General features: G+C 63.8%; 21 protein-coding genes. 6 read left to right on the top strand and 15 right to left on the bottom strand.

Going from position 1 to position 23792, the window contains the following annotated elements; all coding sequences use genetic code 11:
• The 5 genes from KYG_RS14315 to KYG_RS14295 all read right to left on the bottom strand — a co-directional run.
• A partial coding sequence (locus tag KYG_RS14315; RefSeq protein ID WP_008905631.1) for a sugar nucleotide-binding protein occupies positions 1–190 on the bottom strand: 190 nt, incomplete at its 3' end.
• The gene (gene rfbB / locus KYG_RS14310; RefSeq protein ID WP_008905630.1) at positions 187–1257 is read right to left on the bottom strand and encodes a dTDP-glucose 4,6-dehydratase; all 1071 of its coding nucleotides are present in this window, start codon (positions 1255–1257) and stop codon (positions 187–189) included. The genes rfbB and KYG_RS14315, both read right to left, overlap by 4 nt.
• Positions 1254–2372 carry a glycosyltransferase family 2 protein gene (locus KYG_RS14305; protein WP_008905629.1) on the bottom strand — a complete coding sequence of 373 codons (1119 nt, stop codon included), beginning with the start codon at positions 2370–2372 and terminating at the stop codon, positions 1254–1256. The genes rfbB and KYG_RS14305 overlap by 4 nt, the downstream gene beginning before the upstream one ends.
• A 1-nt stretch (position 2373) precedes the next feature.
• Positions 2374–3840: a mannose-1-phosphate guanylyltransferase/mannose-6-phosphate isomerase gene (locus tag KYG_RS14300; RefSeq protein ID WP_085942586.1), complete on the bottom strand. Its 1467-nt coding sequence runs from the start codon at positions 3838–3840 to the stop codon at positions 2374–2376.
• Positions 3837–4208 (bottom strand): DUF2304 domain-containing protein, encoded by a 372-nt coding sequence (locus tag KYG_RS14295; protein WP_008905627.1) that lies wholly within the window; start codon positions 4206–4208, stop codon positions 3837–3839. The genes KYG_RS14300 and KYG_RS14295 overlap by 4 nt, the downstream gene beginning before the upstream one ends.
• Before the next feature lie 395 nt (positions 4209–4603).
• On the opposite strand from KYG_RS14295, the gene KYG_RS14290 reads away from it, so the two are divergent.
• Together KYG_RS14290 and groL are read left to right on the top strand one after the other, a co-directional pair.
• On the top strand, positions 4604–4894 hold the full coding sequence (locus KYG_RS14290; RefSeq protein WP_008905626.1) for a co-chaperone GroES: 291 nt from the start codon (positions 4604–4606) through the stop codon (positions 4892–4894).
• Positions 4895–4988: 94 nt separating this feature from the next.
• Entirely contained in the window at positions 4989–6641 is a 1653-nt protein-coding gene (gene groL / locus KYG_RS14285) for a chaperonin GroEL (protein WP_008905625.1), read from the top strand.
• 153 nt (positions 6642–6794) lie between these two features.
• Here groL and KYG_RS14280 read toward each other — a convergent pair whose 3' ends face one another.
• Together KYG_RS14280 and edd are read right to left on the bottom strand one after the other, a co-directional pair.
• Positions 6795–7424, bottom strand: coding sequence for a bifunctional 4-hydroxy-2-oxoglutarate aldolase/2-dehydro-3-deoxy-phosphogluconate aldolase (locus KYG_RS14280; RefSeq protein WP_008905624.1), 630 nt, complete (start codon positions 7422–7424; stop codon positions 6795–6797).
• A gap of 145 nt (positions 7425–7569) precedes the next feature.
• A complete protein-coding gene (edd, locus tag KYG_RS14275; protein WP_008905623.1) occupies positions 7570–9339 on the bottom strand; it encodes a phosphogluconate dehydratase in 1770 nt (589 codons plus the stop codon).
• A 99-nt stretch (positions 9340–9438) separates the two neighbouring features.
• Here edd and KYG_RS14270 point away from each other — a divergent pair, with 99 nt between their 5' ends.
• Complete coding sequence (locus KYG_RS14270; RefSeq protein WP_034694728.1) at positions 9439–10374, top strand: SMP-30/gluconolactonase/LRE family protein; 936 nt, start codon at positions 9439–9441, stop codon at positions 10372–10374.
• Positions 10375–10494: 120 nt separating this feature from the next.
• Here KYG_RS14270 and pgi read toward each other — a convergent pair whose 3' ends face one another.
• Positions 10495–12051 carry a glucose-6-phosphate isomerase gene (pgi, locus tag KYG_RS14265; protein WP_008905621.1) on the bottom strand — a complete coding sequence of 519 codons (1557 nt, stop codon included), beginning with the start codon at positions 12049–12051 and terminating at the stop codon, positions 10495–10497.
• A 197-nt stretch (positions 12052–12248) separates the two neighbouring features.
• On the opposite strand from pgi, the gene zwf reads away from it, so the two are divergent.
• Complete coding sequence (gene zwf, locus KYG_RS14260) at positions 12249–13703, top strand: glucose-6-phosphate dehydrogenase (protein WP_008905620.1); 1455 nt, start codon at positions 12249–12251, stop codon at positions 13701–13703.
• Between the two features lie 149 nt (positions 13704–13852).
• Here the strand turns inward: zwf and KYG_RS14255 are convergent, their stop codons facing one another.
• The 7 genes from KYG_RS14255 to KYG_RS14225 form a co-directional block, all read right to left on the bottom strand.
• On the bottom strand, positions 13853–14287 hold the full coding sequence (locus tag KYG_RS14255) for a VOC family protein (RefSeq protein WP_008905619.1): 435 nt from the start codon (positions 14285–14287) through the stop codon (positions 13853–13855).
• On the bottom strand, positions 14284–15261 hold the full coding sequence (gene glk / locus KYG_RS14250; RefSeq protein WP_034694727.1) for a glucokinase: 978 nt from the start codon (positions 15259–15261) through the stop codon (positions 14284–14286). Before glk ends, KYG_RS14255 begins: the two co-directional genes overlap by 4 nt.
• A 202-nt stretch (positions 15262–15463) precedes the next feature.
• On the bottom strand, positions 15464–16528 hold the full coding sequence (locus KYG_RS14245; RefSeq protein WP_034694725.1) for an ABC transporter ATP-binding protein: 1065 nt from the start codon (positions 16526–16528) through the stop codon (positions 15464–15466).
• Between the two features lie 3 nt (positions 16529–16531).
• Positions 16532–17401: a carbohydrate ABC transporter permease gene (locus tag KYG_RS14240; RefSeq protein ID WP_008905616.1), complete on the bottom strand. Its 870-nt coding sequence runs from the start codon at positions 17399–17401 to the stop codon at positions 16532–16534.
• Positions 17391–18272, bottom strand: a complete 882-nt coding sequence (locus KYG_RS14235; RefSeq protein WP_034694723.1) for a carbohydrate ABC transporter permease — start codon at positions 18270–18272, stop codon at positions 17391–17393. The genes KYG_RS14240 and KYG_RS14235 overlap by 11 nt, the downstream gene beginning before the upstream one ends.
• A 121-nt stretch (positions 18273–18393) precedes the next feature.
• The gene (locus KYG_RS14230; protein WP_034694735.1) at positions 18394–19512 is read right to left on the bottom strand and encodes a carbohydrate porin; all 1119 of its coding nucleotides are present in this window, start codon (positions 19510–19512) and stop codon (positions 18394–18396) included.
• Positions 19513–19604: 92 nt separating this feature from the next.
• Positions 19605–20855 carry an ABC transporter substrate-binding protein gene (locus tag KYG_RS14225; RefSeq protein WP_008905613.1) on the bottom strand — a complete coding sequence of 417 codons (1251 nt, stop codon included), beginning with the start codon at positions 20853–20855 and terminating at the stop codon, positions 19605–19607.
• Positions 20856–21013: 158 nt separating this feature from the next.
• Between KYG_RS14225 and KYG_RS14220 the strand changes: the two genes are divergently transcribed.
• Together KYG_RS14220 and KYG_RS14215 are read left to right on the top strand one after the other, a co-directional pair.
• Positions 21014–21733: a response regulator transcription factor gene (locus KYG_RS14220; RefSeq protein WP_034694732.1), complete on the top strand. Its 720-nt coding sequence runs from the start codon at positions 21014–21016 to the stop codon at positions 21731–21733.
• Between the two features lie 128 nt (positions 21734–21861).
• Positions 21862–23256, top strand: a complete 1395-nt coding sequence (locus KYG_RS14215; protein WP_008905611.1) for a sensor histidine kinase — start codon at positions 21862–21864, stop codon at positions 23254–23256.
• Positions 23257–23792: the final 536 nt, after the last annotated feature.

Here is a 23792-nt window from a genome sequence, read left to right as displayed (position 1 = left end):
GGGCGGCGGCGTTGACGATGACGTCCGGGCGCAGCTGGCGCACGGTGTCGCGCATGCCTTCGGGGTTGGCAAAGTCGCCGCAGTGGTCCTGGCTGTCAAAGTCCAGCGCGGTGACCTGGCCAAGAATGGACAGGCTGCGTTGCAGCTCCCAGCCCACCTGGCCGCCTTTGCCAAGCAGCAGGATGTTCATGCAGCGTTGCCTTCGTATTGCCGGGCAACCCAGTCGCGGTAGGCGCCGCTTTGTACCTGGGCCACCCATTCGGGGTTGTCCAGGTACCACTGCACGGTCTTGCGGATGCCGGTGTCGAAGGTCTCGGCAGGTTTCCAGCCCAGTGCGCGCTCGATCTTGCGCGCGTCGATGGCATAGCGTCGGTCGTGGCCGGGGCGGTCTTTCACGTACGTGATCTGGGTGCGGTAGCTTTGGCCGTCGGCGCGGGGGCGCAGTTCGTCGAGCAAAGCGCACACGGTGTTCACGATGTCGATGTTGGGTTTTTCGTTCCAACCGCCGACGTTGTAGGTTTCACCCAGGCGGCCCGCTTCGAGCACGCGGCAGATGGCGCTGCAGTGGTCTTTTACGTAGAGCCAGTCGCGCACCTGCATGCCGTCGCCATACACGGGCAGGTTCTTGCCGGCCAGTGCGTTGACAATCATCAGCGGGATGAGCTTTTCGGGGAAGTGGTAGGGCCCGTAGTTGTTGCTGCAGTTGGTCGTGAGCACCGGCAGGCCGTAGGTGTGGTGCCAGGCGCGCACGAGGTGGTCGCTGGCGGCCTTGCTGGCGCTGTAGGGGCTGTTGGGCTCGTAGCCATGCGTCTCTGTGAACGCGGGGGCGTCGGCAGCCAGGGTGCCGTAGACCTCGTCAGTGCTCACATGCAGAAGCCTGAATGCTTCTTTATTGATAGCTGGCAGCGCTTGCCAGTATTGCCTTACAGCCTCCAAAAGCCTGAAAGTGCCGACCACGTTGGTCTGTATGAAGTCTTCGGGGCCGTGGATGGAGCGGTCCACATGCGACTCGGCGGCGAAGTTGATCACGGCGCGCGGCTGGTGCTCAGCCAGCAGGCGGGCCACCAGGGGGGTGTCGCCAATGTCGCCTTGCACGAACACGTGGCGCGTGTCGCCCTGAAGGCTGTCCAGGTTGTGCAGGTTGCCTGCATAGGTGAGCTTGTCAAGGTTGACAACGGGCTCACCCGCCGCGGCTACCCAGTCGAGAACGAAGTTGGCGCCGATGAAACCCGCGCCGCCGGTGACGAAGATAGTCATGATCTAGAACCCAAAAAGAATCTTCTGAATATGGAGTGCTCTTGCGCCACCAAGCGGGCATACCCTTTGCGGTAGAAGCGAGGCGTTACACATTGTGTCAATTTGACAGATTGTGCCTGCACGTGTGAGCCAAGTCGTTTGCGCTCTGCCATGAACTCCGGCAGCTTACGCAGCGCGTCTCGGTAAACCCGCCACATCAGCAGAAACCGCCCTGAGAGGGTGTGGCGGGCCACCATTGCGATATGTGCCAGCAGCAGCAGAGGGCCGAAGCGCCATAGCATGCCTGCGGGGATGAGCTTGATATGCATCCACAGCGTGTTTCGAAGCCCGTGGTAAGCGATAAAAGCGTTATAGCCACCGCCGCTGCTCGCTTGGCCTTCATGCAGTGCCATCAACTGGTCTACATAAATAGGGCGATAACCCAGCAGCACAGCACGCAAAACCATATCGGTATCTTCGCAATAGCAAAAAAAGCGCGGGTCAAAACAGTAGCCGGATACGGTCTTGAGGTGCTCTGCGAGTGCACGGGTGAACATACAGCAGCCCCCCGTGGGGCCTATGTAGATGTCATCCAGTGTTTTGCGATCTGCCGGCATCAGGCTGGCATACATGGATATGCCCAGCGTATCTACCTCTGCAGTATTTGCCAGTTTGTGCATGCGCCCTCCGGCCAAGCCTGCCCCGCTGCCTGCAGCAACCAGCGCTTCGCTCAGTGTGGCCAACATTTCCTTCTGTGCAACGGCATCGTTGTTCAGCAACATGATTTGCTGGCATCCCGTTTGGCGAAGCAACAGATCGATGAGTGCATTGCTGCCGCAGGCAAAGCCCAGATTGGTGTCTGAGCGATAAATTTGCAGACTTCCGCCTTGAGGCGGCCGACACCCATTGCACAGGTGTTGGAAATCTTCAGTGGACGACGCGTTATCCAGCACCAGCACCCAGTCTGGCAACAAGGTGGACTGCTGAATGGACTCGAGGCAACGCAAGGTTTGGCGGGCGGTGTTGTAGTTGATGACAAGCACGCCAATCCCCGACCCGGGTGCACACGGCGTATCGTGCCGCGACATCAGAATCAGGGCAGGGGCTTCGGCTACCGTTTGCGGCGCATCGCTCATCTCATTGCACCCGCTCTGTGCGGCCGTACGCGTCTTCCAAACGCACGATGTCGTCTTCGCCCAGATAAGCGCCAGACTGGATTTCGATGATCTCCAAGGGCTCTGTCCCCGGGTTACGCAGCCGGTGTGGGTGGCCGACGGGAATGAATGTCGACTCGTTTTCGTGCAGGCAAAAGCAGCGCTCACCGTGCGTGACTTCAGCAATGCCTTTCACCACCACCCAGTGCTCGGCGCGGTGGTTGTGCATTTGCAGGCTGAGGCTGGCGCCTGGGTTCACCACGATGCGCTTGACCTGAAATCGTTCGCCACGATCGATACTGTCATACCAGCCCCAAGGGCGATGGACCTTGCGGTGCGTGTGCGCCAAAGCATCACCATCACGCGCAAGGTTTGCCACCACCTGTTTGACCTCTTGGGTAAAGCGTTTGTCAACAACCAGCACGGCGTCAGGAGTTTCAACCACGATGAGGTTTTGCAGCCCCACACCTGCTACGAGGCGGCTGCTGGCCAATAGCAGCGAATTGGTGCAGTTTTGCTGCACCACGGCGTCGCCAAGCAGGGCATTGCCTTGAGCGTCATGTGCGCTCACACCCCACAGAGCATCCCATGCCCCCACATCTGACCACCCCGCTTGTAAAGGTACCACGCACGGCGCCAAGCCCCATTCAGGGTGTGTTGGCAGCTTTTCCATCACTGCGTAGTCAATGGAATCAGATGGGCAAAGCGAAAAAGCTGTGGCATCCGGCCGAGTGAAGTCAAGGTCGTGTCGGGCTGCTTGCATCGATTTCTCACAGGCTTGAAGGATGTCGGGGCGGCAAACGCCTATCGCCTTCAACCATGAGCTGGCGCGGAGCATAAACAGGCCGCTGTTCCACAGGTAGTTACCTGCATTCAGATATTGCTGGGCCGTGTCAGCATCGGGTTTTTCGGTGAAACCCTCGACCCAAAAAACTCCTTGCGCCTGAGTGCTCTGATGGCGTATGTAGCCATAGCCGGTTTCGGGATAGTCGGCCTTTACCCCAAAGGTAACAACTCGCCCCTGGCTTGCTGCTGCGTAAGCCGTTTGCACTGCGCTGTGAAATGCTGCCAAGTCTGTAACAACGTGATCTGCCGGCATTGCAAGCATGACGGGGTCTGCCCCCTGGGCGGTAGCTTGTAGCGCGGCAAGGGTTAATGCTGGTGCGGTATTTCGCGCCACAGGCTCCAGAAGAATGGTTGCGCCAAACACGCCCGCTTCTACCAACTGGCTAGCTGCCAGAAACCGATGATCTTCATTGCAAACCAAAACCGGTGCTTTAGCGACTGGGATGACAGACTGCAGGCCCTGTAGGCGCGTAGCGGTCTGCTGCAGCATGGTTTTCGTGCCCGAGAACGCCAAGAACTGCTTGGGATAGCTTTCTCGCGAGAGCGGCCACAAGCGAGTGCCTGAGCCGCCGCACAAAATGACGGGGAACAAGAGGTTTGTCACGGGTTGGACGATTCAGCTGACCCAACCTGGCGAACCGATTCAAGATCTGCCTCCAGCAACGCCAAACGCTGGTTCAAACGGCGCACGTCGCGCTCAATGCGCGTGTTCACCATATCTGCATGCAGGGCTTTGACCACCAGCACCATGCAGGCCAAAAGCAGCAACAGCGCTGGCGGATAGCTGAACCCCGTCCACCTGGCCAGACGATCGATGAGACCAGGCCAGGCGCCTAAAACTGCAGCAGCAGCCGCCACCACAACCCAGAACAGGCCGTGCATGAGGTAAAGATGGTCCCGGCGTATCAGATAGAGGATTAGCACCGCCAAGCCAATGCCCATCAGCGAAGTGGTAATTTGCAAAGATGGCATGAAACTCCAAGCCCGTTCAGGAAACAATTGGGAGGTCCAGAAGACGCTCTTAAGGGCGGGACATGAGTGGTTGCACGGCTGGAGCAAGCACGCAATCCAGATCAGCCAACCACTTCAAACGACCCGAAGTGTAAATGACGACATAGCGACGGCCTCGTTCAAGACTCTGAGGCATACCAAAGCACATCCGCAAGGCCTTCGCCCGCTCATTGGGTAGCCACCAGTTTTCGCGGGAAGCGAAAAACGCGTCTTGAAAACGCCACAAATGCCCGTATCATTAGCACTCACCGCAGTCGAGTGCTAACAATGCCTCGACTGCAGGCAGTTTGGAGGTATCCGGAAGTGCCGGATGCCAGGTCAATCAAGCTTTTTTTACTGAAAACAGGAGCAATGCAATGAACCTTCGCCCTCTGCACGATCGCGTGATCGTCAAGCGTATCGAAAGCGAAACCACGACCGCCTCCGGCATCGTGATCCCTGACAACGCCGCCGAAAAGCCCGATCAAGGTGAAGTGCTGGCCGTCGGCCCTGGCAAGAAGAACGACAAGGGCGACGTGCTTGCCCTGAACGTGAAGGTCGGTGACCGCGTTCTGTTCGGCAAGTACTCGGGCCAGACCGTCAAGGTCAACGGCGACGAGCTGCTGGTCATGAAGGAAGACGATCTCTTTGCAGTGGTTGAGAAGTAATTCTCCCTCTCTCTGATTCACTCATTTTTTCATAGCTGCTAGCGCTTACCAGATAAGCGTCAGCGGCCAATTTGAACCAATTTAGGAGCTCCAAATGGCAGCAAAAGACGTAGTTTTCGGCGGCGAAGCCCGCGCACGCATGGTTGAAGGCGTGAACATCCTGGCCAACGCGGTCAAGGTCACGCTGGGCCCCAAGGGTCGCAACGTGGTGCTGGAGCGCTCGTTCGGCGCCCCCACCGTGACCAAGGACGGTGTGTCCGTGGCCAAGGAAATCGAACTCAAGGACAAGCTGCAGAACATGGGCGCCCAGCTCGTGAAGGAAGTGGCCTCCAAGACCAGCGACAACGCTGGTGACGGCACCACCACCGCTACGGTGCTGGCACAAGCCATCGTTCGCGAAGGCTTCAAGTACGTGGCCGCGGGCATCAACCCGATGGACCTCAAACGCGGCATCGACAAGGCTGTGTCGGCCCTGGTGGAAGAGCTGAAGAAGGCTTCCAAGCCCACCACCACCTCCAAGGAAATCGCCCAGGTCGGTTCGATCTCCGCCAACTCCGACGAAACCATCGGCAAGCTGATCGCTGACGCCATGGACAAGGTTGGCAAGGAAGGCGTGATCACTGTGGAAGACGGCAAGTCGCTGGACAGCGAACTGGACGTCGTGGAAGGCATGCAGTTTGACCGCGGCTACCTCTCGCCCTACTTCATCAACAACCCCGAAAAGCAATCCGCGATTCTGGACAACCCCTTCGTGCTGCTGTTCGACAAGAAGATTAGCAACATCCGCGACCTGCTGCCCACGCTGGAGCAAGTGGCCAAGGCTGGCCGTCCCCTGCTGATCATTGCCGAAGAAGTCGAAGGCGAAGCCCTGGCTACGCTGGTGGTCAACACGATCCGCGGCATCCTGAAGGTTGTGGCTGTGAAGGCTCCAGGCTTTGGCGACCGTCGCAAGGCCATGCTGGAAGACATCGCCATCCTGACGGGCGGCAAGGTCATCGCTGAAGAAGTGGGCCTGACGCTCGAAAAGGTGACGCTGGCCGACCTGGGCCAAGCCAAGCGCATCGAAGTGGGCAAGGAAAACACCATCATCATCGACGGCGCCGGTGCCGCTGCTGACATCGAAGCCCGCGTCAAGCAAGTGCGCGTGCAGATCGAAGAAGCCACCAGCGACTACGACCGCGAAAAGCTGCAAGAGCGCGTGGCCAAGCTGGCTGGCGGCGTGGCCGTGATCAAGGTGGGCGCTGCCACCGAAGTTGAAATGAAGGAAAAGAAGGCCCGCGTGGAAGACGCACTGCACGCAACGCGCGCAGCTGTGGAAGAAGGCGTTGTGGCCGGTGGTGGCGTGGCCCTGCTGCGCGCCAAGCAAGCCGTGGGCGACCGCGTCAAGGGCGACAACGCTGACCAGGAAGCCGGCATCAAGCTGGTGCTCAAGGCCATCGAAGCGCCCCTGCGCGAAATCGTGAACAACGCCGGTGGCGAAGCCTCGGTGGTGGTGAACGCTGTGTTGGCCGGCAAGGGCAACTTCGGCTTCAACGCTGCCAACGACAGCTACGGCGACATGCTTGAGCTGGGCATTCTGGACCCCACGAAGGTCACCCGCACTGCACTGCAGAACGCCGCTTCCGTGGCATCCCTGCTGCTGACGACCGAGTGCATGGTGGCTGACGCACCGAAGGAAGAAGCCGGTGCTGGCGGCGGCATGCCCGACATGGGCGGCATGGGTGGCATGGGCGGCATGGGCATGTAATTGCCCGGCACATACCGGGCAGGCTGCAAGCCCACCCGGTAACGCCAAAAAACAAACCCCGCAGGCTGCAAGGCCTGCGGGGTTTTTTACTATTGTTTCGATAGCTGCCAGCGCTTTACCACAAAGCCTTACAGCCTATTTTTACTCAAATTTTCAGCGCGGCATGCGCAGTGCCGCGCTCTCACGCGCCAGTTGCGTGATGCGCGCCCAGTCGCCCGCGCGCACCGCATCGGTGGGCGTGAGCCACGAGCCGCCCACGCAGCGCACATTGGGCAGCGCCAGGTAGTTGGACGCCGTGGCGTGGGTGATACCCCCCGTGGGGCAAAAGCTCACCTGGCCAAACGGGCTGGCCCAGGACTTGAGCAGCGGGATGCCGCCTACGGCCTCGGCCGGGAAGAGCTTGAGGAACGAAAACCCGTCGGCCAGGGCCGCCATGATTTCGCTGGAGGTGGCCACGCCGGGCAGCAGGGGCAGGTTCAGCCCCTTGCAGGCGCTGCCCACTGCAGACGTATAGCCGGGGCTCACGGCAAACCGCGCCCCGGCCTCGCTCGCGCGGCGCGCGTCGTCAGCGTTGAGCACCGTGCCTACACCCACCACGGCCTCGGGCAAGTTGCGAGCAATGGCTTCGATGGCGGGCAGGCCCGCAGCTGTGCGCAGCGTGACTTCCAGCACCTTCACGCCACCGGCCAGCAGCGACTCGGCCAGGGGGAGCGCGTCTTCCACGCGGTCGATCACGATGACGGGGATGACGGGGCCATGGCTGGCGATGTCGAGGGGATTCACGGGTTTATTCCTTAATTTTGAGTACCGCGAGCGGCATATGAAACTGGCGCGATGCAATGCGAGGGCCACCGTGGAACTGGCTTTGCCAGGCCACGGGTGGCGTCCCCCTGGGGGGATGACGCGAAGCGGCTCAGGGGGGCAGCCTTTACAACCACGTGCAGGCTCCTTGTTCGGCGCCGCCTGCGTGGCGGCGAAAGTTGGTAAACAGTTCACGGCCAAAGCCGGTGGCGGAAGGCGCGGTGTATGGCGCCACGGGGCGTGCCGCCCAGGTGGCTTCATCGACCAGCACATCGAGCGTGCCGGCCACGGCGTCCACCCGCACAATGTCGCCGTCCAGCACCTTGGCCAGCGGGCCGCCAGCCAAGGCCTCGGGTGTGACGTGGATGGCGGCGGGCACCTTGCCCGATGCGCCGCTCATGCGGCCGTCGGTGACCAGCGCCACCTTGAAGCCCTGGTTTTGCAGCACGGCCAGCGGCGGGGTGAGCTTGTGCAGTTCGGGCATGCCGTTGGCCTGCGGGCCCTGAAAGCGCACCACGGCCACCATGTCCTGCTGCACCTCGCCCGCAGCAAAGGCGGCGAGCAAAGCCTCTTGCGAATCGAACACGCGCGCAGGCGCTTCGATGATGTGACGGTCTTCGGGCACGGCCGACACCTTGATCACCGCACGGCCCAGGCGCCCTTGCAGCAGGCGCAACCCGCCGGTGGGCGAAAACGGCCGGGTCACGGGGCGCAACACGGCTTCGTCACCCGACACCGCCGGGGCGCCCTGCCCGCCTGCGGCAATGCCGCCCGCGTTCACGCTCATCACATCGGGGTGCATGAAGCCGCCGGACAGCAGCTCGCGCAGGATCCATGCGGGGCCGCCTGCGGCCTGGAACTGGTTCACGTCGGCATCGCCATTGGGGTACACGCGGGCCAGCAGCGGCACGGCGGACGAGAGTTCGTCAAAGTCCGACCAGTCGATCAGGATGCCCGCGCTGCGCGCAATGGCCACCCAGTGGATCAAATGGTTGGTGGAACCGCCCGTGGCCAGCAGGGCCACCATGGCGTTGACGATGCAGCGCTCATCCACCACGCGCCCGATGGGCGTAAAGCGCTGGCCACGCTTGCCAATGTCGAGCACCGTGCGCACGGCCTGGCGCGTGAAGGCTTCGCGCTCTTCGGTGCCGGGCGGGGCAAACGCCGCGCCGGGCACATGCAGGCCCATGGCTTCCAGCAGCATCTGGTTGCTGTTTGCGGTGCCGTAGAAGGTGCAGGTGCCGGGGCTGTGGTACGCGGCAGACTCTGCCTTGAGCAACTCATCACGCCCCACCAGCCCTTGTGCGTACTGCTCGCGCACCTTGGCTTTCTCCTTGTTCGGCAGGCCGGTGCCCATGGGGCCTGCGGGCACGAACACGCACGGCAGGTGCCCATAGTGCAGCGCACCAATCAAGAGGCCCGGCACGATCTTGTCGCACACACCCAGCAGCAGCGCACCATCGAACACATCATGGGACAGCGCTACCGCAGTGCCCATGGCAATGGCATCGCGGGAGAACAGCGACAGCTCCATGCCGGGCGTGCCCTGCGTCACGCCATCGCACATCGCAGGCACACCGCCTGCCACCTGCACCGTGGCGCCGTGCTGGGCGGCCTCATCCCGCAGAACGGCGGGGTAACTTTGGTAGGGCTGGTGGGCCGACAACATGTCGTTGTAGGCCGTGACCACGCCAATGTTGGGCGCCTTTTCGACCGTGACCTTGAACTTGTCAGAGCCCGGCAGTGCAGCATAGGCGTGGGCCAGATTGGCGCAGCCCATGCGGTCCTGGGTGGGTTTGCGGGCCAGCATGCTGTCGATGCCGGCGAGGTAGGCGCCGCGGGTGTCTGCGCTGCGCTGGACAATGCGCTCGGTCACGCGCGCTACAACTGGGTGCATGGAAGTCTCCATCGGTGGGTGGCAGGACCCCGTGCATGGCGCCGGAGCCCGTTGTCTGAGGCCCTAGAATGTAACTCGATAACCACCCCACTTCAACCCATGTCCCTGCAAACCCTGCCCCTGCCGCCCTCCGAACTGGGCGAATCACCCTTCTGGCACCCCACGGAAAAATCCCTTTACTGGAGTGACATTCAGGGACAAGCAGTACACGCATGGCATCCTGAAAGCGGTCGCCACCGGCAATGGCGCATGCCCAGCGAGCCCGGCTGCTGCGCGCCTGCGGCGGGCGGCGGATTGGTAATCGGGTTACGAAACGGCTTCTACCTTCTCGATACGGCGAAGCACAGTGCCGATCCCACCGCCCTCGCCTGCCTGGCCCTGCTGCCACCTGATCAGCACGACACCGCTGTGCTGCGCCTGAATGATGGCCGGTGCGACACCGCAGGCCGGTTCTGGGCGGGCTCGGTCATCAGCCCTCGCACCGCGCCGGATGCCGCGCTGTGGTGCCTGCAGGCCGACGCGCCCAGTGCCACGGGCTACCGCGTGCGCCAGATGGCCGCCAACAACTTCACCGCCAACGGCCTGGCTTTCAGCCCCGACGACCGCACGATGTACTGGTCCAACACGCCCGAGCACCGCATTGACCGGTTTGACTTTGATGTGGCCACGGGCGACATCACGAACCGCCGCCCCTGGGTGCAGTTCGAACGCAAGGTGGAAGGCAAGCCTTATGGCGGGCGGCCCGATGGCGCGGCGGTGGATGTGGAGGGCCACTACTGGGTGGCGATGTACGAAGGCGGCTGCGTGCTGCAACTCTCGCCCGCCGGGGACGTGCTGCAGCGCATCGCCACGCCCGTGGTGTGCCCGACCATGGTGTGTTTTGGGGGCGACGATTTGCGCACGCTGTACATCACGTCGGCCCGCGCCGGGCGGCCTGCCGAGGAGCAGAACGCCAGGGTGCCCGCCGGCGCCCTGTTCAGCACCCGGGTCAGTGCACCCGGCCTGCCGGTCAACTTCTTTCAACTGCAGCGCTGACCGGGGGTGCACTGGGGTCGCAGATGGAAAATATGGATCAAAAGTGCCTCTAGCGCTTACCCCATATGCGCAAGCAGCTATCAATTTTGCAATCAAGCCGCCCCACCTGCAAACCTGCAGCTATCCCAGCAGCCGCTTCAAAAGCCCTGCGGTGGAGCCATCCAGCCCCGTGGCGTCACCCGAGTCCAGGCGCGCCTCAATGTCCTTGGCCAGCACCTTGCCCAGCTCCACGCCCCACTGGTCAAAGCTGTTGATGCCCCACAGGCTGCCGCTCACGAACACGCGGTGCTCCTGCAGCGCGATCAGCGCACCCAGCGAGGCGGGGCTCAGTTCATCCAGCAGCAGGAAGGTGCTGGGGCGATTGCCCGGGAAGTGGCGGTGGCCGTCCTCACTCTCTTTACCCACCATCAGCGCCTGCGCCTGCGCCAGCGCGTTGGCCAAGAGCTTGTTGTGGTGACCCTTGAGGGGGTGGGTGGGCTGGCGCACGGCGATCAGCTCCAGCGGCAGCACGTCAGTGCCCTGGTGCAGCATCTGAAAGAACGCATGCTGGCCGTTGGTGCCCGGCTCGCCCCAGAGCACGGGCGATGTGGCATAGGGCAGTGGCTGGCCATCCAGACCCACGCGTTTGCCGTTGCTTTCCATTTCCAGCTGCTGCAGATAGGCAGGCAGGCGGCGCAACGCCGCGTGGTAGGGCGCGATGCAGCGGCTGTTGAACCCATGGAAGTTGCGGTACCAGATATCGAGCAGACCCAGGCGCACGGGCAGGTTCTGCGCCAGCGCCGCGGTGCGAAAGTGCTCGTCCATGGCATGGGCGCCGGACAGCAGGTCGCGAAAGCCTGCCGAACCGATGGCGATGGCAACGGGCAGGCCGATGGCCGACCACAGCGAATAGCGCCCGCCCACCCAGTCCCAGAAGCCGAAGGTGGTGGTGATGCCCAGCGCCTGGGCGGCCTCGACGTTGGTGGTGAGTGCCGCAAAGTGGCGCCCCACACCCTGCCCACCCTGCGCAGCAAACCAGGCCAGCGCCGAGCGCGCGTTGGTCATGGTTTCGGCGGTGGTGAAGGTTTTGGAGGCAATGAGGAACAGGGTGCTTTCGGGGCGCAGCGTGCGCAGCGTGGTGTGCAGCTCGTGCCCGTCCACGTTCGACACAAAGTGAAAGCGCTTGCCCGGCACGCGAAACGCCTCCAGCGCCAGCACGGCCATATGGGGGCCGAGGTCTGACCCGCCGATGCCGATGTTCACCACATCGGTGATCGCCTCATCCGCACGCACCGTGTCGGCATAAGCCAGCATGGCATCCAGCGTGGCATGCACGCGCGCCAGGTCGGCGGCTATCGTGCTGGAATCACCCGGCAATGCCATGCCTGCGGGGCGGCGCAGCAGGGTGTGCAGCACCGCACGGCCTTCGGTGGTGTTGACGGGCTGACCACCCAGCAGGGCGTCACGGTGCTGCTCCAGGCCACTGTGTCGGGCCATGCGCAGCAGCAGCGCCTCGGTGTCGCGGTCCCACAGGTTTTTGGAAAGGTCGGCAAACACATGCGGCGCCGACTGGCTGAAATGCGCAAACCGCTGCGCATCCTGCGCGAACGATTGCCGAAGATCCTGCTGGCGGGCACCGGTTGAAAAATGGGCCTGCAACAGGGGCCATTCGGGGGTTTGGTCGCAACGAAGGGTCATGGATTCAGGCGAAAGAAATGGTCAACACGGCCGAAATGGTAACTTGATTACACAAACATCGTCGATTTTCATCGCTCGCAAAATGTCAGATTACGTTTTCGAGCCCTGCTCCTACAGACTCTCCGCACAAGCTGATGTAACGAGATTACAATTTCCAGCCTCAAACGTGCACAACAACACCCTGATACGGAGACCCCATGAGTTTTGACCTTGTCCTGTTTGGTGGAACAGGTGATCTGGCCTGGCGCAAGCTCATGCCCGCATTGTTTCAGGCGTTCCGGCACGGCACGCTGCCCGAGGGGGGCCGCATCATTGCGGTCGCGCGCGACGAGCTGAGCCACGAACAATACCGCAGCCTGATCAAGGCGCGGTTTGACAGCGTGGAACTGGCCAAGCGCCCCACCCCGGACGAGTTCGAACGTTTTGGCGCCCTGCTGCACTACCTGCGCATGGACCTGTCCAAGACCGAGGACTACACCCAGCTGGCCACCATGCTGCGCGAGCGTGGCGCCGACTCGGTGGTGATGTACGTGGCCACCGCGCCCAGCCTGTTCACCAACGTGTGCGAGCAGATCGCCGCCGTGGGCCTGAACGGCCCCACCACCCGCGTGGTACTGGAAAAGCCGCTGGGCCACGACCTCCAATCGAACCAGGCCATCAACGACACCCTGCGCCGCGTGCTCAAGGAAGAGCAGGTTTTTCGCATCGACCACTACCTGGGCAAGCCCTCGGTGCAGAACCTGTTTGCCATGCGCTTTGGCAACGCACTGTTCGAGCCCCTGTGGCGCCGCGAAACCATTGCCAACATCCAGATCACCATTGCCGAAGAACTGGGCGTGGAAACGCGCGGTGCGTTTTACGACCAGACCGGCGCGCTGCGCGACATGGTGCAGAACCATGCGCTGCAGCTCTTGTGCGCGATTGGCATGGAGCCGCCCATCAACTCCAGCGCCAACGCCATCCGCGATGAAAAGCTCAAGGTGCTGCAGTCGCTCAAGCCCTGGAGCATGGAGACCATCGGCCAGCACGTGATTCGCGGTCAGTACGCGGCGGGCAACGTGCACGGCGCGCAAGTGCCCGGCTACCTGCAGGAAAAAGGCGTGGCCCCCGGCAGCACCACCGAAACCTTTGTCGCGCTGCGCACCGAAATCAGCAACTGGCGCTGGGCCGGTGTGCCGTTTTACATCCGCACCGGCAAGCGGCTGGCGGGGCGCGACGCGCACATCGTTGTCAACTTCCGCCCCGTGCCGCATCCCATTTTCAAAACGCCCGTGGGCGCCGCCAACCGACTGGTGATCAACCTGCAGCCCAAGGACGGGCTGGAGCTGCACCTGCTGGCCCAAGGCGCCGCCCAGCACCAGGCCGAGCCCGCGCTGTCGCAGGTGCACCTGAACCTGGACTTCGACCAACGCTTTGGCACCGAGCGCGTGGGCGCCTACGAACGCCTGCTGCTCGACGTGATTGCAGGCCGCCTCAACCTCTTTGTGCGCAGCGACGAGCAGGAAGAAGCCTGGCGCTGGGTGGAGCCCATCCTGCAGCACTGGAAGCACGACCCCGTGGGGCCACGCGCGTACACGGCGGGCAGCTGGGGGCCGAGTTCGGCCAGCGCGATGATTGCGCGCGATGGGTATTGCTGGAGCGAGGAGATGTGAGCCTGCCCCAGGCCTTTGAAAAAAGCAGCCTTCGCGCAGGAGGGCGCTTTTTGCTACCAACTCTATAGCTGATAGCGCTTACTGGGAAAGCGCCAGAGGCCAAGAAAGCACTTCAAACCCAGCCCAAGCAGCCGTCGCCCCAGCCCCCGTCAAGGCACCGGCCCCACCAGCTCAATCGGCAACCCATCAGGGTCGGCAAAGAAGGTCAACGGTGCGCCAGTAAAAGGGTCGATGCGCACCGGCTCTGCCACCACACCGTGCGCGGCCAATGCAGCCACGCTGGCCTCCATGTCGGCCACGCGCAGTGCCAGATGGCGCAGGCCGCAGGCCTCGGGGTACGACGGGCGCGCGGGGGGGTGGGGAAAGGAGAAAAGCTCCACCTGCGTGCCATCGGGCAGTTGCAGGTCCAGCTTGTGCGACTGGCGCTCGGCGCGGTAGTGCTCGTGCACCACCCGCAGACCCAGCACCTCGGTGTAGAAGCGGCGCGAGCGGGCGTAGTCGCTGGCGATGATGGCCACGTGGTGCACACCGCTGACCCGCAGCGCGGGGCCTTGCACAGGCGGCGCGGCCGGGCCGGTGCTCATCCTTCGGAGCCCGCGATGTCAAGCGCGCGTGACGCGCCATACAGCGCTGGCGTGGCGCTCGGGTCAATGATCCAGCAGGGGATGGACGAGAGGTAGGGCTGAAAGCGGCCCTTGGACTCGAACCGTGCGCGGAACGAGGATTTGTCGAACCACGTGCCCAGGCGCGGCACGATGCCGCCGCCAATGAACACACCGCCGCGCGCGCCCAGGGTAAGGGCCAGGTTGCCCGCCACGCTGCCCAGAAAGCCGCAGAAAAGGTCCAGCGCCTCCAGCGCCAGTGCGTCGTTGGACTGCAGGGCCAGCTCGGTCACTTCGGCGGCCGAGCTGATCTCCTTGCCGCCGCGCTGGGCCAGCCTGCGCAGCGCGTGGTATAGGTCCACCAGCCCTGCGCCACACACGGCGCGCTCTGCCGACACATGGCCATAGCGTTCTTGCAGGATGGCCAGCACATCGAATTCGCGCTGCGTCTGCGCGGCCAGCGACACGTGCCCGCCCTCGCCCGACAGCGGCACGCCGTTGCTGGACCCCGGCGGGAACACCAGCCCCGACACCCCCAGGCCCGTGCCCGGGCCCAGCAGCGCGATGGCGGCGCCCGGCACTGCCTCGCCACCGCCCACGGGGCGCAGCAGGTCGGGCGCGAGCAGGGGCAGCGCCAGCGCCAGCGCGGTGAAGTCGTTGATGACCACCAGGCGCTCAAAACCAAACGCGTCGCGCACCGCCCGCTGCGAAAAGCTCCAGCTGTGGTTGGTCATGCGGATCGCGTCGCCCGTGACCGGGTTGGCAATGCCAAACGCCGCCTCGCGCGGGGTGGGCACGCCCACTTCTGTCAGATAGGCCGCCAGCGCAGCATCCACAGTGGGGAACTGCGCACAGGGCAACACGCGCGTGTCGTGCAAGGCGCCGCCAGGCTCGTTCTGCCAGGCCAGTCGGATATTGGTGCCGCCGATGTCGGCAAGAAGGCGCTGAGGGTGCATACGGCAAAAGGAGGAAACCAAAGGCCACACGCCCCCGTTGCCCTGCGGCAAATGGCGGCGTGCGGTTCGCATTTGCTATTGTTTATATAGCTATTCGCGCTTGATGGATAAGCGCTGGAGCCTCTTTTTACCTGAATTACCTCTTCAGGCAAAGACCAAAGCCCCTTCTTGCGGCGACCCAGGGGCCGGGGCTCCCAACCGCTCAGCCCGTCAATCGATCTTCGGACCTGGCGTCGAACCAGTGGGCGTTGGCGGGCTCTACCGCCAGGCCCACGGCGTCGCCGGGCTGCACGCGGGTCTGCGCATCGGTGCGCAGCGTGACGCTGCCTGCGGCGGTGTCCACCATCACATAGGTGTCGGGGCCCGTGGGCTCCACCACACTGACCCGGCCGCGCCAGGTGGCGGACTCCTGCATCACCAGGTGCTCGGGGCGCACGCCCAGCAGCACCTCGTTGGCACTGGCGGGGGCTGCCAGGTTCAACGCTGCGCCCTGGATGCCAAACTGCCCGCCCGTGGCCGCACCGCGCAGCAGGTTCATGGTGGGCGAGCCGATGAAGGTGGCCACGTAGGTATTGGCCGGGCGGTTGTAGATGTCGTCCGGCGTGCCCAGCTGCTGCACCACACCGCCCTTCATCACCGCGATGCGCGAGCCCAGCGTCATGGCCTCGACCTGGTCGTGTGTGACGTACACGCTGGTGATGCCACTGGCTTGGTGCAGGCGCTTGATCTCGGCGCGCATCTCCACGCGCAGCTTGGCGTCCAGGTTGGACAACGGCTCGTCGAACAAAAACAGCTGCGGCTGGCGCGCCAGGGCCCGGCCCATGGCCACGCGCTGGCGCTGGCCGCCAGAGAGCTGGCTGGGCCGGCGGTCCAGCAGGTGGCTGATCTGCAGCATGGCCGCCACTTCGTCGATGCGCTTTTGGCGCTCGGCCTTGGGCATCTTGCGCATCTCCAGCGCAAAGCCGATGTTGTCGGCCACGCTGAGCGTGGGGTACAGCGCGTAGCTCTGGAACACCATCGCGATGTCGCGGTCGCGCGGGGGCATGCCCACCACGTTCTTGCCGCCGATGCGGATCTCGCCCTCGGTGGGTTCATCGAGCCCCGCAATGATGTTGAGCAGCGTGGACTTGCCGCAGCCCGAGGGGCCGACCAGGATGAGGAACTCGCCGGGTGCGACGTGGATGTCCACCTTGCGCAGCACCTCCACGCTCTTGTCGCCCTTGCCAAAGCGCTTGTTGATGCCTGCGATGTCCAATGAAGAAGCCATGATTTATCCCTTCACTGCGCCAGCCGTCAGGCCACGCACAAAAAATTTGCCTGCAAGAACGTAGATCACCATGGTCGGCAGGCCCGCGATGATGGCGGCCGCCATGTCCACGTTGTAGGCCTTCACACTGGAGCTGGTGTTGGCCAGATTGTTCAGGCCCACGGTGATGGGCTTGGACTCGGTGCCCGAGAACACCACACCGAACAGGAAATCGTTCCAGATGTTGGTGAACTGCCAGATCAGCGTGACCATGACGATGGGCGTGGACAGCGGCAGTACGATGCGCCAGAAGATCTGCCAGAAGCTCGCGCCATCCATGCGCGCGGCATTCACCAGTTCCTTGGGGATGGCCGCGTAGTAGTTGCGAAAGAACAGCGTGGTGCCCGCCAGCCCGGCCAGGCAGTGCACCAGCACCAGCCCGGTGATGGAACTCGAAAGCCCTAGCCATCCCAGCACCTGGCTCATGGGCAGCAGCACCACCTGGAACGGCATGAACACACCAAACAGCAGCATGCCGAACAGCGCATCGCTGCCGCGAAACTTCCACAGGCTGAGCACATAGCCGTTGACGGCGCCCCACGCGGTGGAGATGAGCACCGCTGGAACGGCCATGGCCACCGAGTTCCAGAAGAAGGGGCGCAAGCCGTTGCAGTCCACCCCCGTGCAGGCGCTCTGCCATGCCGTGCCCCAGGCCGACCAGTTGAGCGCAGCGGGCAGTGCCAGCAGCGAGGTGCTGCGGATTTCCTCGGCGTCCTTGAACGACGTGACGAGCATCGCATACAGCGGCAGCAGAAAGAAGGCGGTGGCCAGGGCCAGCACCGTGTGGACCAGCAGGCGGCCCACAGAAGGGAACAAGGAGGGCTTAGCGGTCATGGGCTTTGGTCCGCAGTTCGCTGTAAAGGTAAGGAATCACCAGGGCCGCCACGGTGGCCAGCATCATGGTGGCGCTGGCCGCGCCCAGGCCAATCTGCCCGCGCGAGAAGGACATGGTGTACATGAAGGTGGCAGGTACATCGGTGGCAAAACCAGGGCCGCCTGCGGTGAGCGCCATCACCAGGTCAAAGCTCTTGATGGCCAGGTGCGAAAGCACCATGAGCGTGGAGAAGAACACCGGCCTGAGCGCGGGCAGCACGATGCGCCAGTAGATACGCGGCAGCGAGGCGCCATCGACCTGCGCGGCCTTGATGATGCTGTCGTCGATGCCCCGCAGGCCCGCCAGGAACAGCGCCATCGCAAAACCCGCGCTTTGCCAGATGCCTGCAATGACCACGCAGTAGATGGCCATCTCGGTGTCCACCAGCCAGCCAAACTCAAAATTGGGAAAGCCCCAGTCGCGCACCATTTTTTCGATGCCCAGGCCCGGGTTCAGCAGCCACTTCCAGGCCGTGCCCGTGACCACGAACGACAGCGCCATGGGGTACAGGTAGATGGTGCGCAGCGCGCCCTCGGCGCGGATCTTCTGGTCCAGCAGCACGGCCAGCACGACGCCGATGGCCAGGGACCCGCCCACGTAGCCCACGCCGAAGATGCCGAGGTTCTTGAGCGCGACCCACCAGCGGTCCATCTCCCAGAGTTTTTCGTACTGCGCGAGGCCCACCCACTCGTAGTTGGGGAGCATGCGCGATGCGGAGAGGCTCAGCACGCCATTCCAGACCATCAGGCCATAGATGAAGGCAAAGCCCAGTACAAAAGCCGGTGTCACGACCAGCTTGGGCAGCCATGTTTCAAAGGTGTTTTTGCTCATGGCCACGGTATGTGTTTGTCATCGTCCTGCATGTAAAAAAAGCGGGGGACACGCAGGAGTGCCCCCCAAATGAACAAAGTAACCTCTGACTAACTCGCTAACTCACTACCTACTCAACGGATCACCACCACACCTCGTACTGCACGCCCACCAGCGTGCGCGAGGTCTTGCCATTGGCGCCAAAAGTTGCGGCATTGGCCAGTGCCGCCGCCTGGTTCCAGTTGGCCTTGGTCACGTACAGACGCAACTCGGGACGTGACCAGAAGTCTTCCGACAAGGCCAAGGCGCCCGCCAGCGTGACCTTGGACAGGCGCTGGTCAGCACCAGTGCCCTTGCGGGTGGTGGTGGACAGTTCCACCAGGCCCTTGAAGTTCTTGGTGAACGCATAGGAGCCACGGCCACCCAGCGAGAAGTCCTTGGTCTCCACGCCGGTCAGGTCCGCCTTGTTCGTCTGGTAGCCGATGAGGGCCTGGCCGCCGAAGGGGCCGCTTTGCCAGTTGATCGAATCGGCAATGCGCACCACGCGCTTGCCGGGGGTCAGGCCGTCAATCGCCTCGAACTGGCCATCGATGCGGGCATGGCCGCGCGATGTCTGCAGGAACAGTGCGTTGCTCATGCCCGGCAGCAGAAAGTCCTTCTGGTTGTGCGAAATGGAGATGCCCGATCCCGAACCCCCGTTGGCCTGGTTCTTTCCGTTCACCGCTGTCAGCAGCACCCGCAGCTTGCCGCCGGGGTTGGTGTTGATCTCCGACAGGTCAGCGTTGATGCGCTGGGCCTTCACGTTGTTCGGCAGGTTGCCGTCAAACTTGTCGCCGGTGAACACACCCACACCCAGCTTCATGCCACCCACCGGAATGTCGGTGACGCCAGCGCCGATGTTGTCGCCGTAGTTCATCAGGAAGTAATCGACGATGTGCACGTCCTGAATGCGCAGGCGGCGCTGGCCCACCCAGAACTTCGCCTCGGGCGAGAACGAGAAGCCGCTCATTTCCACATAGGCCTGCTCGGTGCTGATGTCGCCGCTGCCCCACTTGGCGGGCATGTAGTTCACTTTCCACTGGATGCCGCCGCTCTCGAAGCCGCGTGCAAAGTTGACTTCGATACCGTTGTCGCCCTCATTGCCCAGCCGGTATTTCTGCAGCTCTCCCCCCAGGCCGATGTGACCCTTGACGCCGTCGGAATGGTTGAACACCGGGCCACCGCGGGAGTAGCCGTTGAACTCGAAGCCTGCGACTTCCATGGCGAACGCGGTTTGCGTCAGGCATGCGGCGGCCAAAGCCACCGCCGTGAGGCGGTTTCTTGTTGTCATGATGAATCCCTCTCAGGTAGGTTTTATTGGGTCTTCGCGGCGGTCGCGATCTTCTTCATGGCGTCGGCGACGCTCACCTTGTCGTCGTTCCAGAACTGGCTGACGACATCCTTGATGGCACCTTCGGTAGCAGGCGCAATCGCCATGCCGTGGGCCACGCTGGGTACCAGGCCACCACTCTTGGCGGTGTCGGCAAAGTCTTTGCTGGACAGCTTGGCGCAGTCGTCAAACTTGTCCATGGGCTGGCCCGCGCGCACGGGGATCGAGCCCTTGTTCAGGTTGAACACCTCCTGGAAGCCGGGGCTCATGATGGCGCTGGCCAGATCGCCCTGCGCCTTCTGTGCGGCGGCATCCTTGAGCTTGAACAGGATGAACGAGTTCACATTGAAGGTGAACGCATTGGCCGTGCCCGGCGCCGCGGCGCACATGAAATCCTTGCCCGGCGCCTTGCCCGCGGCAATGAACTCGCCCTTGGCCCAGTCGCCCATCAGCTGAAAGCCGGCCTTGCCCTGGATGAGCATGGCGGTGGCCAGGTTCCAGTCGCGGCCGGGGGCGCCGGGGTCGGTGTAGGTCTTGATGCGGCGGAAGGTCTCCAGCGACTTCTTCATGGTGTCGCTGGTGAGTGCGGTGTTGTCGAGCCTGACCAGCGCATCCTGGTAGAACCTGGCGCCGCCCACACCCAGCACCACCGATTCAAAGGTGGTGAAGTCCTGCCAGTTCTGGCCGCCGTGGGCCACCGGGATCAGGCCAGCAGCCTTGAGCTTGTCGGCCGCAGCAAAGAACTCGTCCCACGTCTTGGGCATGGCGGCAACGCCCGCTTTCTTGAGGGCATCCGAGCTGGCCCAGATCCAGTTCACGCGGTGCACATTGACGGGCGCCGCCACGTAGTTGCCCTTGTACTTCATCACATCGGCAACCACCTTGGGCAGCACGTCGTCCCATTTTTCGGACTTTGCCAGGGCGTCCATGTTGGCCAGGACGCCTTCGGAGGCCCATTCCTGGATGGCCGGGCCCTTGACCTGCGCAGCCGACGGGGGGTTGCCGGAGATCACACGGCTCTTGAGCACCGTCATGGCGCTGTCGCCGCCGCCGCCCGCCACCGCAAAGTCGCGCCACGTGTGGCCCTTGGCCTGCATGATCTTCTTGAGCTCGACAGCCGACTTGGCCTCGCCGCCCGAAGTCCAGTAGTGCAGGACCTCGACCTCCCCCGCGCTGGCGGCCATCGCGGCCGCCAGGCCCACCGCCAGGGCGGCGGTCTTTGTCATCTTCCACATACCCTTGTCTCCTCGATGTTATGAATCCGGTTGTGCACCGCGAACCCGCTGCCGTCCAGCGCAGTCGGTACTTTAATTACAATAATTAATTTTCTTATCGGGGCTTTCCCTGATCGTCGCTCCGCGGCAACTGCGGGTGCTTTGTTATGCTCATTCGCATGGCCACCATACTGATAGTTGAAGACGATGCACTGCTGCTGGACGCCCTGACCGGGCAACTTCAGCAACTGCAATTCGGGGTCTGCACAGCCTCCAGCGTGGCCGATGCCACGGCCCTGCTGCAGACGCAGGCGGTGGACGGAATCATTCTGGACCTGGGCCTGCCCGGCGCCGACGGCATGGATCTGCTGACCTGGGCGCGCACCCACATCAGCGGCTTGCCCGTGCTCATTCTCACCGCACGCGACGGCGTGGAAGACCGTGTGCGGGGCCTGAACGCCGGGGCCGACGACTACATCACCAAACCCTTCAACATGCAGGAGCTGCAGGCACGCCTGCAGGCCATGCTGCGCCGTGCGCGCCAGCCCGCCTTCACGCAGGCCAGCAGTGCATCCGGCGTGCCCAGCACGGCGCTGGGGCCGCTGCTGCTGGACCACGCCAGCCGGACGGCCGCGCTCAACGGCGAACCGCTGGACCTGACACAACGCGAATGGGAGCTGCTGGAACTGCTGGTGCACCGCAGCGGTGAAGTCGTCACGCGCGACGACGTGCTGGCCGCCTGGCGCGCGGGCCCACCAGAGCCGGGGCAACCCGCAGCACCGCCTGTCAACTCGAACGCGCTGGAGGTCTACGTGCACCGCCTGCGCAGAAAGCTGGACCTGTCGAACCTGGCCATCCGCAACATCCGCGGCCTCGGCTACATGCTGGAAAAGCCGTGACTGCGCCTCTGGGCTTCCGTGCATCTGCCCGCAGTGCGGGGAACGCCTCCGCACCAAGGCGCCGGGCGGCGCCCGCGGTGTGGCTGGTATGGCGCGGCGGCCCTGCCGCAGACCGGCGTCGGTGATTCATGCGCCAGATCCCCGGCGTTTCCCTGCAGCGCAAGCTGCTGCTGTGGCTGCTGCTGCCCCAGCTGGTGCTGTGGCTGTCCGGCGGGTTTCTCGCGTGGCGCATTGCGCTGCAAAACGGCGAGAAAGGCATTGACCAGACGCTGACCCAGTCCGTGCGTGCGCTCGCGCGGCAGATCAAGCCGATTGGCGACGGCCTGCTGGTGGACTTCCCCAAAGCCGCGCAGGACATCCTGGAGCAAGACCCGGCCGACCGCATCACCTACATGGTGTCGTCGCCGCCAGGGCGCTTTCTGCTCGGCAACGCCCAGCTGCCCCCGCCGCCGCCGGTGGAGGTCCGTGTGGGTGACCCGTACCTGTACCACGGCCGCCTGGACGACCGCCCTGTGCGTGTGGCACTGCTCGATGTGGACTACGGCACACCGCAGACACGCCAGACCCTGCGCGTGCAGGTGGCCCAGAGCCTGACGGTGCGCGAGCGCATTGCCCAGGAGCTGCTCGAGCAGATGCTGCTGCCCATGGGCCTCATGGGGCTGGCGCTGAGCGCGCTGGTCTACGCCGGTGTGCTGCACGGCCTGCAGCCCCTCAAACGCCTGGAGGCGCAGATCGAGCAGGCGGGCGCCCGGCCCCAGGGCGGCACAGACCCCCTCACCCCCATCGAGCTCACTTCGGCTCCGCAGGAAGTGCATTCGCTCGCCAGCACCATCAACCGCCTTCTGGAGGCCGTGGCACGCGGCCAGGAGAAAGAAAAGCGCTTTCTGAACGACGCCGCCCACCAGCTGCGCACGCCGCTGGCCGGCCTGATCGGCCAGACCGAACTCGCCCTGCACGAGAGCCACGAAACCGCGGTGCAGGAGCGCTTGAAAAAGGTGCTCTCTGCCGCGCAGCGCAGCGCCCACCTGGTGCACCAGTTGCTGCAGCTGGCGCGGTCAGAGTCCAGCGTGGAGATGCAGTCCATTGACCTGGCCGCGCTGGCCCGCGATGTCGCCCGAGAATGGGCAGCCCGGGCCCTGGCGCAGGGCATGGACTTGGGTTACGAGGGTGAAGACCGCCTGCCCTTGCAGGGCCAGCCACTGCTGGTGCGCGAGGCATTGAACAACCTCATCGACAACGCCCTGCACTACGGGGGTGCAGGCGCCACCGTGACCGTACGCGTAACCCGCGAAGAGCCCGGCCGCTGGGCCCTGCTGGTGGTGGAGGACGACGGCCCGGGCGTGTCGGCCGAGCACCTGGGCGATCTGTTTGCGCGCTTCTGGCGCGGGTCAGACAAGGCGGGCGGGTGCGGGCTGGGGTTGTCGATCGTGGAGGAGATCGCGTTGCGGCACGGGGGGCGAACGGTGGCAGAGGGGATGGTGCCGAAGGGGTTGCGGGTGGGGATGCGGCTGCCTGCGGGGTGAATTTTCGGGGTTATTTGGCTGGATGCGCCAGTGTTTCATGCCTTGGTAGCTATGATTTTTATAGTATTTACCTAGCTACGGGACGGTAGATGGCCGGCGGAAGTTGACGGCTTCATGCGTCTGTTGCGCGTGCTGAGTCTGGGGGCTTGCGCGCATCGAATGGCATGGCTTCGTTGAGGGCGGAGGCCGGGAGTCGCCCGGCGGGCGAGTAACTTTCTTTCGCGTCGGCGAAAGAAAGTCACCAAAGAAAGGGCGACCCTGCTGTCTGCGACCCCTTCGCTGCGCTGCGGGGCAACCTGGGGTGCTCGGTCACGGGGTGCACCGCAGAACTCGCTGCGCGCCTGCGGCGCTCCGCTCAAACAGCTGCGGTGAGTCAGTTCACGAAGCGCGTGTGTCCTTCGGCACTCGCGCCACCCCGCGCCCTGCGCGCCCCAGGCGCATCCAGAAGGGAACCCGAGGGACATCCACACGGGCCATTGCTTCGCTGCGCTACGCTCGGCCCCGTCTCGCGGGCGCAAGCGCCACGCGCTGCGCAA

The sequence above is a fragment of the Acidovorax sp. NO-1 genome (assembly GCF_000238595.1).
Classification (GTDB): Bacteria; Pseudomonadota; Gammaproteobacteria; order Burkholderiales; family Burkholderiaceae_C; genus Acidovorax.
This window is presented reverse-complemented; position numbering and strand designations above follow the sequence as displayed.